This window comes from Streptomyces sp. NPDC048659 (assembly GCF_040650575.1).
Classification (GTDB): domain Bacteria; phylum Actinomycetota; class Actinomycetes; order Streptomycetales; family Streptomycetaceae; genus Streptomyces.
The window spans coordinates 60772-75089 of sequence record NZ_JBEZHM010000027.1 but is presented as its reverse complement, the minus strand read 5'-3'; the positions used below and the strand labels follow the sequence as shown (position 1 = coordinate 75089).

At 73.8% G+C, this 14318-nt stretch carries 12 protein-coding genes; 9 read left to right on the top strand and 3 right to left on the bottom strand.

The window, feature by feature from the left end:
* Positions 1–36: 36 nt before the first annotated feature.
* Positions 37–1251 carry an MFS transporter gene (locus AB0C99_RS21450; RefSeq protein ID WP_362477222.1) on the top strand — a complete coding sequence of 405 codons (1215 nt, stop codon included), beginning with the start codon at positions 37–39 and terminating at the stop codon, positions 1249–1251.
* Here AB0C99_RS21450 and glgX read toward each other — a convergent pair.
* On the bottom strand, positions 1220–3340 hold the full coding sequence (glgX, locus tag AB0C99_RS21445) for a glycogen debranching protein GlgX (protein WP_362477149.1): 2121 nt from the start codon (positions 3338–3340) through the stop codon (positions 1220–1222). The genes AB0C99_RS21450 and glgX overlap by 32 nt on opposite strands.
* A gap of 147 nt (positions 3341–3487) precedes the next feature.
* Between glgX and AB0C99_RS21440 the strand changes: the two genes are divergently transcribed.
* From AB0C99_RS21440 to AB0C99_RS21425, 4 genes are all read left to right on the top strand, one after another.
* A complete protein-coding gene (locus AB0C99_RS21440; RefSeq protein ID WP_362477146.1) occupies positions 3488–4315 on the top strand; it encodes a Tat pathway signal sequence domain protein in 828 nt (275 codons plus the stop codon).
* Positions 4316–4398: 83 nt separating this feature from the next.
* On the top strand, positions 4399–5700 hold the full coding sequence (locus tag AB0C99_RS21435; RefSeq protein WP_362477143.1) for a copper amine oxidase: 1302 nt from the start codon (positions 4399–4401) through the stop codon (positions 5698–5700).
* Positions 5701–5801: 101 nt separating this feature from the next.
* The gene (locus AB0C99_RS21430) at positions 5802–7052 is read left to right on the top strand and encodes an SAV2148 family HEPN domain-containing protein (RefSeq protein WP_362477140.1); all 1251 of its coding nucleotides are present in this window, start codon (positions 5802–5804) and stop codon (positions 7050–7052) included.
* 87 nt (positions 7053–7139) lie between these two features.
* Entirely contained in the window at positions 7140–7862 is a 723-nt protein-coding gene (locus tag AB0C99_RS21425) for an exonuclease domain-containing protein (protein ID WP_362477138.1), read from the top strand.
* Here AB0C99_RS21425 and AB0C99_RS21420 read toward each other — a convergent pair.
* Entirely contained in the window at positions 7859–8686 is an 828-nt protein-coding gene (locus tag AB0C99_RS21420) for an alpha/beta hydrolase (protein ID WP_362477135.1), read from the bottom strand. The two genes, AB0C99_RS21425 and AB0C99_RS21420, sit on opposite strands and share 4 nt — an antisense overlap.
* 52 nt (positions 8687–8738) lie before the next feature.
* Positions 8739–9596 (bottom strand): aminoglycoside phosphotransferase family protein, encoded by an 858-nt coding sequence (locus AB0C99_RS21415; RefSeq protein WP_362477132.1) that lies wholly within the window; start codon positions 9594–9596, stop codon positions 8739–8741.
* A gap of 137 nt (positions 9597–9733) precedes the next feature.
* Between AB0C99_RS21415 and AB0C99_RS21410 the strand changes: the two genes are divergently transcribed.
* From AB0C99_RS21410 to mgt, 4 genes are all read left to right on the top strand, one after another.
* On the top strand, positions 9734–10681 hold the full coding sequence (locus tag AB0C99_RS21410; protein ID WP_362477129.1) for a sugar ABC transporter permease: 948 nt from the start codon (positions 9734–9736) through the stop codon (positions 10679–10681).
* A complete protein-coding gene (locus AB0C99_RS21405) occupies positions 10678–11517 on the top strand; it encodes a carbohydrate ABC transporter permease (protein WP_362477126.1) in 840 nt (279 codons plus the stop codon). The genes AB0C99_RS21410 and AB0C99_RS21405 overlap by 4 nt, the downstream gene beginning before the upstream one ends.
* Positions 11517–12824 (top strand): extracellular solute-binding protein, encoded by a 1308-nt coding sequence (locus tag AB0C99_RS21400; RefSeq protein ID WP_362477123.1) that lies wholly within the window; start codon positions 11517–11519, stop codon positions 12822–12824. Before AB0C99_RS21405 ends, AB0C99_RS21400 begins: the two co-directional genes overlap by 1 nt.
* Positions 12825–12890: 66 nt before the next feature.
* A complete protein-coding gene (mgt, locus tag AB0C99_RS21395) occupies positions 12891–14081 on the top strand; it encodes a macrolide-inactivating glycosyltransferase (RefSeq protein ID WP_362477120.1) in 1191 nt (396 codons plus the stop codon).
* Positions 14082–14318: the final 237 nt, after the last annotated feature.

Genomic DNA, 14318 nt, shown 5'->3' with positions numbered 1-14318 from the left:
TCGAGTGCATCGCGTTACGTTCGCGTGATGCTCCGGATGTATCGCGACACGCTGTCCCTGCTCGGACCGGTCCTGCCGGTCGTCTCCTTCCTCGGCCGGCTGCCCACCGCCATGTGCCAGCTCGGCAGCCTGCTCCTGGTCGCGGAGACCAGCGGCTCCCTGACCACGGCGGGCCTCGCGGGCGGCGCGCTCGCCGCCGGACAGACCCTGGCCGGGCCGCTGATCGGGCGGCTGGCCGACCGGCACGGCCAGCGGCCCGTGGTGCTGGCCGCCGCGCTCGCCAACGCCGTCGCCGTCACGGCCCTCGTGCTCGCCGCCCTCGACCGCGCCGGCACCCCGCTGCTCATGGCGCTCGGCGCGCTCGCCGGGGCGACCGTCCCGCAGATCGGCCCGCTCGCCCGGACCCGCTCGGTGACCCTGGCCCGCGCGGCCGGCGCCGACGACCGGGCGGTCGGCACCGTGCTCTCCTTCGAGGGCACCCTCGACGAGGTCTCCTTCGTCCTCGGCCCCGCCCTGGTCGGCCTGGCCGCCTCCCTCGCCCACCCGGCCGCCGCCCTGCTGACCGCCGCCGCGCTCCTCGCCCTCTGCGGCACCGCCTTCGCCCTCCACCCCACGGCCCGCTCGGCGGACCCGGGCGGCGCCACCCGGACGAGTGCCGCCGAACGGACCCGGCTGCCCATGGCCACGTACGCCCTGCGGCTGACGATGGTCCTCCAGGGCGCCATGTTCGGCGCCTCCCAGGCCGGGATCACCGCGCTCACCGAGCGGCTCGGCAGCCCCGACCAGGCCGGGCTCGTCTACGCCGCGATGGGCGTGACGAGCGCCGCCGCCGGCTTCGCGATGGCCGCCGTGCCCGCCCGGATCGGCCTCGGCACCCGCTGGCGCGCCGCCACCGCCGCCCTGGTGGTGCTCGCCGCGCCGCTGGTCCTCGTCGACAGCCTCGGCGGCCTGTACGCGGCTGTCGTCGTCCTCGGCGTCGCCTACGCCCCGCACCTCATCACGGTCTTCGGGCTCACCGAGCGGATCGTGCCGCCCGCCCGGCTCGCCGAGTCCATGGCCTTCCTCACCAGCGGCATCGTCGGCGGCCAGGCCCTCGCGCTGGCCGTCTCGGCCCCGCTCGCCGACACCCACGGCGCCCCGGCCGCCTTCGCGGTGGCGGCCGGGGCGGCGGCGGCCTGCGCCGCGCTGTCCTGGACGGTGCGGACCCGTACCGGGGAGCTCAGGCCGGCCGTCGCAGCACCGTCAGCGTGAGCGGGGCGAGCGTCACCCGCTCGCCCGCCGTCACCGTCGGGCCCGCCTCCGGCGGCATCCCCTCCGGGTGCGAGGTGTCCACCACGACCTGCCAGGACTCGCCGTGGCTGTCGGGCACCTCGAACTCCAGCTCCTGCGATGAGGCGTTGAACATCAGCAGGAAGGAGTCGTCGGAGATCCGCTCGCCCTGCGGGCCCGGCTCCGAGATCGCGTTCCCGTTGAGGAAGACGGTCAGCGCCTGCGCGTTGCCCGCCTGCCAGTCCCGGGACGTCATCTCCCCGCCCGAGGGCGTGAACCAGGCGATGTCGGTGAGCTCGTCGTGGGTGCCCTCCACCGGCCGCCCGTGGAAGAAGCGGCGGCGCCGGAACACCGGGTGCTCCCGGCGCAGCCGCACCATCGCCCGGGTGAATTCCAGGAGCGTGGCCTCCGGTTCGGCGCCCGGCTTGGGCCAGCGCACCCAGGACACCTCGTTGTCCTGGCAGTAGGCGTTGTTGTTGCCGCCCTGGGTGCGCCCGAACTCGTCGCCGTGGCTGAGCATCGGCACGCCCTGCGACAGCATCAGCGTCGCCAGGAAGTTGCGGGTCTGCCGGGCCCGCAGCTCGCCGATCCCGATGTCGTCGGTGTCGCCCTCGGCGCCGCAGTTCCAGGAGCGGTTGTGGCTCTCGCCGTCCCGGTTGCCCTCGCCGTTGGCCTCGTTGTGCTTGTCGTTGTACGAGACGAGGTCGCGCAGGGTGAATCCGTCGTGGCAGGTCACGAAGTTGACCGAGGCCAGCGGGCGCCGCCCGTCGTCCTGGTAGAGGTCCGAGGAGCCGGTCAGCCGCGAGGCGAACTCCGCGAGCGTGCGCGGCTCGCCCCGCCACAGGTCCCGCACGCAGTCCCGGTACTTGCCGTTCCACTCGGCCCACTGCGGCGGGAAGTTGCCCACCTGGTAGCCGCCCTCGCCCAGGTCCCAGGGCTCCGCGATCAGCTTCACCTGGCTGACCACCGGGTCCTGCTGCACCAGGTCGAAGAAGGACGACAGCCGGTCCACCTCGTGGAACTGGCGGGCCAGGGTGGCCGCCAGGTCGAAGCGGAAGCCGTCCACGTGCATGTCGGTCACCCAGTACCGCAGGCTGTCCATGATCATCTGGAGCACGTGCGGGGACCGCATCAGCAGCGAGTTCCCGGTGCCGGTGGTGTCCGTGTAGGTGCGCGGGTCGTCGCCCAGCCGGTAGTACGAGGGGTTGTCCAGCCCCCGGAACGACAGCGTCGGCCCCAGGTGGTTGCCCTCGGCGGTGTGGTTGTAGACCACGTCGAGGATCACCTCGATGCCCGCCTGGTGCAGCGCCCGCACCGCCGACTTGAACTCCAGCACCTGCTGGCCCCGGTCGCCCCAGGAGGCGTACGCGTTGTGCGGGGCGAAGAAGCCGATGGTGTTGTAGCCCCAGTAGTTCGACAGGCCCGCGTCCACCAGCCGGTGGTCGTTGACGAACTGGTGCACCGGCATCAATTCCAGCGCCGTCACGCCCAGTTCCTTCAGATGGCCGATGACCGCCGGGTGCGCGAGCCCCGCGTAGGTGCCGCGCAGCTCCTCCGGCAGGTCCGGGTGGAGCATCGTCAGGCCCTTCACATGGGCCTCGTAGATCACCGTGTGGTGGTACTCGGTGCGCGGGCGCCGGTCGTCGCCCCAGTCGAAGTACGGGTTGACCACCACCGAGGTCATCGTGTCCGGCGCCGAGTCCAGGTCGCTGCGCGCGTCGGGCCGGCCGAAGGGGTAGCCGTACACCGACTCGCCCCACCGCACCGCGCCCGACACCGCACGCGCGTACGGGTCGAGCAGCAGCTTCGCCGCGTTGCACCGCAGCCCCCGCTCCGGGGCGTACGGCCCGTGGACCCGGAAGCCGTACCGCTGGCCGGGCATCACGCCCGGCAGATAGGCGTGCCGCACGAAGGCGTCGGTCTCGCGCAGCTCCACCGCCGTCTCCGAGCCGTCGTCGTGGACCAGACACAGCTCGATGCGGTGCGCGGCCTCCGAGAAGACCGCGAAATTCGTTCCCGCGCCGTCGTAGGTGGCGCCCAGGGGGTACGCCTGTCCCGGCCAGACCTGCATAGGCGAACTCTTCCACTTCTGATCCGGCTGCAAGGGGTGTACTTCGGCCAGATCCTGCCCGAAAGTGGCGCAACCTCCTAGGACTTACGCCCGTCCTACCGGGTGACCACACAGAAATAGGGGAAATCCTGCGTCAAGGGGGGAAGTGTGTACGAAATAGTGCGCCGTCACCTGGGCAAGGTGGTGGCGGGTACGGCCATGGCGGTGACGGGGACCGCCATCGCCGTCGCGGTCGCGGTGCCGGGCACCGCCGGCGCCGACGACGCGCCGCCGGGCCGCGCGGCGGGCCAGAACGCGACGGCCGCCGGGGGGACCGGACAGGACGGGGGAGCGGGCGGCGGCACCGCGCCGGGCCCCGCGGCCCTCGCCCCGGCGCCGCCCGAGGGCGCGAAGGGCGTCGGCACCGACCCGCTCACCGACGACGAGCTGAAGCGGGCCGAGGCCCTGGCGCTGACCACGCCGGGAGCCGCCGCCCAGAAGAACGCGGCGGGCGGCCGGGGCCCCCAGCACCTCGCCACCGAACTGGCCGATCCTCTCCCGGGCGAGGAGACCGGCGGACCGCGCCGCGCCGTCGTCCGCTTCTACGACTACGGCCGCGACGAGCTCCTCACCCGCACCGTCAACCTCGACACCGGGGCCGTCGAGCAGTCCGGCGCCCAGCGCGGGACGCAGCCCTCCGCCCACCCCGAGGAGCTGCGCGCGGCCCTCGGCCTGATCCTGGCGAGCCCGCTCGGCAAGGGCGTCAAGGAGGACTACAAGGACGCCACCGGCAAGGAGCTGACCTCCGCGGACCAGCTCTGGTTCAACGGCGACCTCTACCGCACCTACCGCGAGGCGAAGGTCCCCGCGGCGCTCGCCGAGTGCGGCGTGCACCGCTGCGTCCGGCTCGTCACCAAGGTCCGCAACGGCGCCTGGATCGACACCCGCGGCCTCGTCGTCGACCTCAGCGCCCGCACCGTCACCCGCGTCGGCTGACCGCCGGCCCGCACCACCGCCGGGCCGGCCCGACCACCGCCCCGGGAACCATCCGCACATCCGTACCGAGGGAGTACGCACCCATGTCCGTACCGCGACTTCGGCGTGCCCGCAGGCGGGGCGCCGTCCTCGCCGCCGGCGCCCTGCTCGGCACCACCGTCGCCACCACCACCGCGGCCACCCCCGTGAGCGCCGCGCCCGCGCCCCCGCCCGCCGACTGCTCCGCCGCCTACCGCATCGAGCAGAAGCTGGACGGCGGCACCGTCTGGCGCATGTGCTGGCGCTACTCCACCGACTCCGGGCTGATCCTGGACAAGGTCACCTACCAGCCGCCCGGCGAGCGGGCCCCGATCCGGGTCCTCAACAGCGCCAAGCTGGCCCAGATCCACGTCCCGTACGACGACGGCAACGCCGAGTACGACGACCTCACCGGCGCCGGCTTCGGCTGGGGGCTGCAGAACCTGAAGCCGGGCGAGTGTCCCGGCGGCACCATCACCTCGGTGAAGGTCCCCGAGATCGGCAAGGTCAACGGGCTGTGCACCACCACCCGGGCCCGCGGCCACGCCTACCGGATGGCCGCCGACGAGGGCGGCAAGGTCTGGCAGGCGCAGGGCAAGGACCTGCTCGTCTACAGCGTCAACAAGGTCGGCTGGTACGAGTACATCACCGAGTGGCGGTTCTCCTCCGACGGCACCATAGGCGCCAACGTGGGCGCCACCGGCAGCCTCTCGCCGGTCGACTACAACGCCACCGACGGGCGCGGCTGGCCCATCGGCAAGGGCGCCCGCGACTACGCCACCAGCCACGCCCACAACGTCTTCTGGAAGCTGGACTTCGGCCTGGACGGCAGCTCCAAGGGCCGGATCGAGCAGTACGACTCCAAGGTCACCCCGCCGGCCGCCTCGGGCGGCGGCCCGACCGTGAAGACCACCCGCACCGCGGTCACCAAGGAGCTCGCCGGGGACGCGAAGAACATGCGCTGGTGGCGGGTGGTGAGCGCGACCGGCAAGAACAAGGACGGCCACGCCCGTTCGTACGAGATCGTGCCCGGCCACACCAACAGCTACGCGGGCCGCCCCTTCACCCGGCACGACGTGTACTTCACCCAGGCGCGGGCGTGCGAGCAGTTCGCCAGCAACAACATCCTGAACTGCGGCCCGAACGCGCCCGACAGCGTCGACAAGTGGGTCAACGGGGAGACCCTGACCAACCCGGCGGTCTGGGTCAACATCGGGTTCCACCACATCGCCCGGGACGAGGACCAGCAGCCGATGCCGGTCCACTGGCAGGGATTCCAGCTCGCCCCCAGGGACGTAACCGCTATGAATCCGCTCACTCCGGCCGATCTCGCCGGGCAGAACGGAGCCCCCGTTCCCAGCAGTTGAGCAACGGGCCGGTCGATCCTGCTGCATCGCCTCCCGCTCCCGGAGTACCCTTCCTTGATCGTTGTCAGAGCGGGTGTCCGGGAGCAGAAGGCGGTGCGCGGGTGAGCTCGGGAGGTCTGGAGCTGCCCCCAGGGGACGCGGGCCGTGAGTCGGAGCCGGCGGATCCCGCGGTGCCGCCCGGCGCGGTCTCCGTGGCCCGCCCGGTGGAGATCGGGGCCGAGCTCGACTGGGGCGCGGAGGCGTGGAGCGAGGTGCGCACCCGGGCCCAGCGGGCCGGCCGCGCCTACATCTGGCTCAACCTGGTCGAGCAGCGGCTGCGGGCCGTCGTCGCGGCGGTGCTGCGGCCGGTGTACGAGCCGGTGCACGGCGAGGAGTGGGTGGTGGCCGCCGCCGGGCCCGCCGGGCAGGAGTGGGTGCAGCGGGCGGTGGCCGTCCGCGAGGTCTCGCGGCGCAAGGGCTATCTGCTCGACCCGGCCGACGACAACGTGCTCAGCTTCCTCACCCTCCCGCAGCTGCGGGAGCTGATGGTCCAGCACTGGCCGTGCTTCGAGCCCTACTTCGACGACCGGCGCGAGGTCGAACTGGCCCTGGACGAGCTGGAGGTGACCCGCAACGTCGTCTCCCGCAACCGGGCCCTGTCGCTGACGGTGCTGGCCCAGTCGGAGCGGGCCTCCGCCCGGCTCCTGGAGATCCTCGGCAGCGGGGCGGGGGTGCCCTCCGCCGACCGGCTGCCGGTGGACGCCGTCGAGGACCTGGTGGGCGACCGCTACGCCGACGTGGTCTCCGTCCACCCCGACCGGGTCAGGCTCCAGCGGCAGCTGCCCGCCGAGGACCTGTTCGGCGGGGCCCGGCGGCTCGACGCCACGGGCATAGGTCTCAACCTGCTGGTGCAGAACTTCTCCGGGCGCCGGATGGTCCGGCTCGCCGAGTCCGGCTGCCGGATCCGGCTGCTCTTCCTCAACCCGGCCAGCAGCGCGGTCAAGCGGCGCGAGCGGGAGCTGGGCATCAAGAAGGGCGAGCTGAGCCGCGCGGTCGAGATGAACATCCTGCACATGCGGCGGGTCCGGGCCAGCCTGCGCGACCCGGGGGCCTTCCAGATCCACGTCTTCGACGAGACCCCGCGCTTCACCGCCTATCTGGTCGACGGGGACGGCCCGGACGGGATCGGCGTGGTCCAGTCGTATCTGCGCAAGGCGCGCGGCATGGAGGCGCCGGTGCTGGTGCTGCGCGGCGGCGGGCGGAACGTGGTGCGCGCCGGGTACGGCCCCGACCGGGACGAGGAGAACGGACTTTTCGCGACATACCGGGAGGAATTCGAGTCCGTCTGGCTCGACTCCCGGCCCGTCTCCTGACCCCCGCCCGGGGGCCCCGGGCCGGATTGTCAGTGGCGCGTGCGAGGGTGTTCAGCACCACGGGGGAGATCACGTAAGGAGGACCCGATGGCTTGGCACGCGGAACCGCTGGTCGGCTTCGACCTGGAGACCACCGGCACCGAACCGCTGGAGGCCCGGATCGTCACGGCCTCGGTCGTCGGCGTCCACGGCGGCCGGGTGGTCCGGCGGCACGACTGGCTCGCCGACCCCGGCATCCGCATCCCGGAGCAGGCGTCCGCGATCCACGGCATCAGCAGCGAGCGGGCGGCGGCCGAGGGCCGGCCGGTGCGCGAGGTCGCCGACGAGATCGCCGACACCCTGGCGGCGTACTGGCGGGACGGCGTCCCGGTCGTCGCCTACAACGCGTCCTTCGACCTGACCCTGCTCTCCGCCGAGCTGCGGCGGCACGGACTGCCCTCGCTGAGCGAGCGCCTGGGCGGCGCCCCCACGGGCCCGGTCATCGACCCGTACACCATCGACCGGGCCGTCGACCGCTACCGGCGCGGCAAGCGCACCCTGGAAGCCGTCTGCGCGGAGTACGGGGTGGAGCTCACCGCCGCCCACCAGGCCGCCGCCGACGCGCTGGCCGCCGTCGGGGTGGCCGTCGCGATAGCCGGCCGGCACGCCTCCGTCGCCGCCCTCGACCCGGCCGAGCTGCACGAGCGCCAGATCAGCTGGTACCGGGAGTGGGCCGAGGACTTCCAGTCCTTCCTGCGCCGCAAGGGCAGCGCGGACGCGGTCGTCGACCCCTGCTGGCCGCTGCGCGCCCCGGCCCCGGTGGCCGGCTAGACGTTCTCCTTGAGGAAGGAGAGCAGCAGCTCGTTGACCCGCTCGGGCCGCTCCAGCGGGAACCAGTGCCCGGCGTCCTCGACCCGCTCGTAGCGCCAGCGCACGGGGGCGAGCGGGGCCACCGAGGTCATCTGGCGCTCGGTGAGATAGCGGTCCCCCGAGGACCAGACGCCCAGCACCGGCATGGTGAACGGTGCCGGCGGTGCCGGCACGCCCAGCTGCACCTCCATCGGCAGGGTGGCCCGGTAGATGTTCAGAGCCGCCGTCAGGGCGCCCGGGGCGCGCAGCGCCCCGACGACCTCGTCCAGGTCGGTGTGCCCGCCCAGCATCCCGCGCAGGTTGGCGAAGTCGTCGCGGGACAGCCACTCCTCGGCGAGCCCCTCGAACTGGAACATCGTCATATGCCACATCCGCTGGCGCTCCCGCCAGCCGTCGGGGCCGAGCACCGCCGTCATATCACCCGCCGACATCACCGTCAGGCTCGCCACCCGCTCGGCGGCGAAGTGCGCGAGCCCCTGCGCCACCCCGGAACCCCAGTCGTGGCCCACCACATGACAGCGGTCGACACCGAGCCGGCCGAGCAGCTCCAGCATGTCGCCGAGGTGCTTCGCCACGTGGTACGCCTCGACCCCGCCGTCCGGCCGGTCCGACCCGCCGAAGCCGCGCAGGGTCGGCGCGACCGTCCGGAACCCCGCCGCGTTCAGCGCCGGGATCTGGTGCCGCCACAGCCGGTGCGAGTCGGGGAAGCCGTGCAGCAGCAGCACGACCGGCCCCTCGCCGCTCACCTCGACGTCCAGCGTGACGTCCGACAGCTCGATCCGCATCACAACACCCCGATCCAGGAGTTTTGTTGGCCGGGATCATGATGGCAGGAGGTCAGAACGGGTACCAGCGCACCTCGGGGTCGCCGTCCCGCAGCGAGGCCACCCGCCGCCCGAACTCGGCGAGCGCCTTCGGGTTCGACGGCGCGTGCTGCGCCACCCAGGCACAGCTCGCGGTCTCCCGCGCGCCGCGCAGCACGGCGCAGCCCTCCCACTCCCGCACGTCCCAGCCGTACGCCTCGGTGAAGGCGTCGTAGGCCGCCGGGTCCAGCCCGTAGCGGTCCCGGGACAGCGCGAGCACCACCAGGTCGTGCTCGCGCAGATCGGAGGAGAAGGTCTCCAGGTCCACCAGGACCGGGCCGTCCGGGCCGACGTGCACGTTGCGGGGGAGCGCGTCGCCGTGGATCGGGCCGGGCGCGAGCCGGGGCAACAGGGCCGCGGCGGCCGGGGCGAAGGAGTCCCGCCGCTCCCGCAGGAACGCCGCGTCCGCCGGGTCGATCGCGTCGCCCGCGAGCCGCAGCCAGCGCTCCACCCCGCCGAGCAGCTCCCGGCGCGGCAGGACGAAGCCCGCCGGCTCGGGCAGCGCGTGCACCCGCCGCAGCAGCGGCGCCAGGTCCCTCGGCTCCGGGGGCCGGACCGCCTCGGGCAGCCGGTGCCAGAGGGTGACCGGGTGCCCCTCGGCGACCCGCGGCTCCGGCTCCGCCGCCCGCACCGCCGGGACACCCGCCTCCGCCAGCCAGCCGGCCAGGGCCAGCTCCCGCTCGGCGCGCGGCAGCAGCTCGGCGTCCCGGCCGACCTTGGCCACCAGCCCGCCGACGGCGAAGACCGCGTTCTCGCCCAGCGCCAGCAGCGCGGCGTCGGCCGCCCGCAGTCCGGCGGCGGCCAGGATCTCCCGCGCCCGCGCCTCGTCCATCGTTCTCTCCCCACAGCCGTCGCTATTGCGCCAAAGTCTCGCATCCGCGCAGGTCGCCTTGACGCGGCGACGGACCCTTTGGACGATGACGGCCCTGGAGTGCCCACCGGCTCGGCCGTGCGAAGGGGGCGGGGACCGTGAGCGTGACGACCGCGGACCGGCGCCCCGCGCGCCGCCGCAAGCCCGCCGCGCCCGGCCCCGGCCGCCCCGGCCCGGGCCCCGGCTTCGGCCCGTGGTTCCTGGTGCTGCCCGCGCTCCTGCCGATCCTGCTGCTCAGCGTCGGCCCGCTGCTCTACGGCGTCGCCCTCGCCTTCACCGACGCCCAGTCCGGCCGCACCCGCGCGACGAGCTGGATCGGCGCCCTCAACTTCCGGGACCTGCTGCACGACGGCCTGTTCTGGGACTCCTTCCGGATCGGCCTGGTCTGGGCGGTCGGCGTCACCGTCCCCCAGTTCCTGCTCTCCCTCGGCCTCGCCCTCCTGCTCGACCAGCGGCTCCGGCTGCGCGGCCTGGCCCGCGCCCTCGCGATCGTCCCCTGGGCGATGCCCGAGGTCGTCGTCGGCATCATGTGGCGGCTGGTCTACCAGCCGGACGCGGGCATCCTCAACGAGACCCTGCGCGCCCTCGGCCTCGGCGAGGGCCGGGTCTGGCTCGGCGGCCTCGCCACCGCGCTGCCCGCCGTCCTCGTCGTCGGCGTCTGGGCCGGGATGCCGCAGACCACCGTCGCCCTGCTGGCCGGCCTCCAGAACACCCCGCGCGAGCTGCACGAGGCCGCCGCCCTCGACGGCGCCGGGGCCTGGCGCCGCTTCCGCACCGTCACCTGGCCCGCGCTGCGCCCCGTCGCCCTCGCCATCAGCGCCCTCAACCTGATCTGGAACCTCAACTCCTTCGCCCTGGTCTACGTGCTGACCGGCGGCGGCCCCGGCGGCCGGACCCGGCTGCCGATGCTCTTCGCGTACGAGGAGGCGTTCCGCTACGGCCAGTTCGGCTACGCCGCCGCCATGGGCTGCGTGCTGGTCGCGGTGGTCTCGCTGCTCCTCGCGCTGTACCTCGTCGGACGGCTGAAGGGGGACCCGGACCGGTGAGCGCCTTCCGTACCAGCGGGCCCGCGCGGCTCGGCCAGTACCTCGCCCTCGGGGCGTACCTGCTCTTCCTCGCCTTCCCCCTGCTCTGGCTGGTCTCCACCGCCTTCAAGCCCGCCGTCGAGCTCGGCGCCCCGCACCCGACGTGGATCCCGCGCGATCCCACGCTCGACAACTTCCGGCAGGCGTTCGGGGAGCAGCCGCTGCTGCGGGCGGCCGGGAACAGCCTGCTCGCGGCGGTCACGGCGGCCCTCGCCGCCGTCCTGGTCGCCACCCCGATGGCCTATGTGCTGGCCCGGCACCGCTCCCGGCTCACGGCCGCCGCCACCGGCTGGGTCGTGGTCAGCCAGGCGTTCCCCTTCGTCCTGCTGATCATCCCGCTCTTCCTGGTCCTCAAGCGCCTCCACCTGATCGACAGCCTGGCCGGGCTGACCGCGGTGTACGTGGTGTGGTCGCTGCCCTTCGCGCTGTGGATGCTGACCGGCTACGTCCGGGCCGTCCCCGTCGAGCTGGAGGAGGCCGCCGCCGTCGACGGCGCCGGGCGGCTCCGGATCCTGGTCTCGGTCACCGCGCCGCTGCTCGGCCCCGGGATCGTCGCCACCGGCCTGTTCGCCTTCGTCACCGCGTGGAACGAGTTCTTCTTCGCGCTGGTCCTGCTCAAGTCCCCGGAGCGGCAGACCCTGCCCGTGGTCCTCACCCACTTCCTCGGCGCCGAGGGGGTGGCCGACCTGGGCCCGCTGGCCGCCGCCGCCCTCCTCGCCACCCTCCCCTCGCTGCTCGTCTTCGCCGCCATCCAGCGCCGGATCACCGGGGGCGTGCTCGCCGGGGCGGTGAAGTGATGCGGTGGGGCCGCCCGTTCGCCGCCGCCCTCGGGGTGCTCGCGCTGCTCCTGGCCGGCTGCTCGGCCCCCGCCGGGGAGCCGGGCGACGGCGTGGTCCGGCTGCGCTTCCAGTCGCTCGCCTGGCAGAGCGAGTCGGTCGCCGCCAACAAGGAGCTGGTGCGGGAGTGGAACGCGGCCCACCCCGGCATCCAGGTCACGTACGTGCAGGGGAGCTGGGACTCCGTCCACGACCAGCTCCTCACCGCCTTCGAGGGCGGCGAGGCGCCGGACCTGATCCACGACGCCTCCGACGACCTGGCCGACTTCGCCCACGGCGGCTATCTCGCCGACCTGCGCGGGCTGCTCTCCGAGCGGCTGCGCGCCGACATCCCGGCGCGGAGCTGGGAGACCACCACCTTCGGCGAAGGGGTGTACGGGGTGCCCTTCCTCCAGGAGCCGCGCGTGATCATGGCGAACCGGACGCTGCTCGCGCGGGCCGGGGTGCGGCTCCCGACCCCCGGACGGCCGTGGAGCTGGGCGGAGTTCCGGCAGGTCGCCAGGGACCTGACGGCCTCGATGGGCGAAGGGCGGTACGCGGTGGCCTGGCCGCTGCGGGAGCCGGTGTCCGTCTCGCTCAACCTCGGACTCTCCGCCAGGGGACGGCTCTTCCACCGGGAACCCGGCGGCAAGGCGGTGCTGCGCTTCGAGGCGGGCGACGCCGTCGTGCCCGGCACCATCCGGGACATGGTCCGCACCGACCGCACCGCGTCCCCCGCGACCCTCGGCAGCGGCGGCTCGGACACCCTGCCCGGCTTCTTCGGCGGCCGGTACGCGATGGTGCCGCTGGGCTTCTCGTACCGGCAGCAGATCGTCCAGCAGGCGCCGCCGGGCTTCGACTGGACGGTGCTGCCCGCGCCCGCCGGGGCGGCGGGGCTCGCCCAGGGGGTCAGCCCGCAGACCCTGTCGATCGCGGCGGACAGCCCGCACAAGGAGGAGGCCGCCCGCTTCCTGGACTTCTTCCTCCAGCCCCGCAACACGGTCCGCCTCGCGCGCGGCGACTGGATGCTGCCCACCTCGACGGCCGCCCTCGCCGACCCGTCCCTGCGCACCCCCGCGTACGGCTGGGCGACCGGCGTGGCGGTCGCGCGGGAGCTGAGCCCGGCGCCGGCCCCGGCGGTGCGCGGCTATCCGGAGTGGAAGGACAAGGTGGCCACCCCCGCGTTCCAGGAGTACTACAGCGGCGCGATCGACACCGAGGGGCTGCGGAAACGGCTGGTGGGGGACGGGAACCGGGTGCTGGCCCGCTATCAGAGGGAGTTCGGCTAGCGGTCCAGGTCCACGGCACCGCACTATTGAGTAGACGAGACGTTCCGTCTTGTTTAGGGTGGGGTCATGACCACCACCCCCCGCTCACACCTCGCCATGTTCTCCATCGCCGCCCACGGGCACGTGAACCCCAGCCTCGACGTGATCCGCGAGCTCGTCGACCGGGGCCACCGGGTCAGCTACGCGATCCCCGCCGCCTTCGCGGAGAAGGTCGCCGCGACCGGCGCCACCCCCGTCGTCTACCGCTCGACCCTCCCCACCGACGACCCCGACGCCTGGGGCACCGAACTCATCGACAACATCGAGCCCTTCCTCGCCGACGCGATCCAGGCCCTCCCGCAGCTCGAAGCGGCCTTCGCCGACGACCGGCCCGACCTGGTGCTGCACGACATCACCTCGTACCCCGCCCGCGTCCTCGCCCACGGCTGGGGCGTCCCCGCCGTCTCCCTCTGGCCCAACCTCGTCCCCTGGGAGGGGTACGAGGAGGAGGTCGCCGAGCCGCTGTACGCGGAGCTCAAGGTCTCGCCGCGCGGCCGGGCGTACTACGAGCGCTTCACCGCCTGGCTCACCGCCCACGGCGTCCGCACCCACCCCGACGCCTTCGTGGGCCGCCCCCGGCGCGGGCTCGTGCTCATCCCGCGCGCCCTCCAGCCGCACGCCGACCGGGTCGACGACGCCGTCTTCACCTTCGTCGGCGCCTGCCGGAGCGAGGCCGACGGCGCGGGGGAGTGGCAGCGGCCCGAGGGGGCCAAGAAGGTGCTGCTGGTCTCGCTCGGCTCCGCCTTCACCAAGCGGCCCGCGTTCTACCGCGCCTGCGTCGAGGCGTTCGGCGGCCTCGACGACTGGCACGTGGTGCTCCAGATCGGGAAGTTCGTCGACCCGGCCGAGCTCGGCGAGGTCCCCGGCAACATCGAGGTGCGCTCCTGGGTCCCGCAGCGCGCGATCCTGGCCGAGGCCGACGCCTTCATCACCCACGCGGGCGCCGGCGGCAGCCAGGAGGGGCTGGCCACGGCCACCCCGATGGTCGCCGTGCCGCAGGCCGTCGACCAGTTCGGCAACGCCGACATGCTCCAGTCGCTCGGCGTCGCCATTCACCTGCCGATGGAGGAGGCCACCCCCGAGCGGCTGCGCGCGGCCGTGCTCGCCCTGGTCGACGACCCCGAGGTCGCCCGCCGGGCCCGCGCGCTCGCGGAGGCGATGGCCCACGAGGGCGGCACCCGGCGCGCGGCCGACCTGATCGAGGCGGAGCTGGCCTGACCCCGCCGCCGCGCGATCCGGGGGGCGTATATCGGACGGCTCGTCCGGATCGCGTATTACGAAACCTTGTTGAATAAGTCACAGCCGCGTGGAGCCCTTGCCTGAGACCTCTCCCATCGGCCAGGGTTTCCGCCAGCTACCGGATGCGTCGCCTCCGCTAGCCGTCGCAGGCGGCCGTCGCGCCCTCCCCCACGGGGCACGGCGGCCGTCCTAGGGCCTGTCGTCGCGAGGCAGACG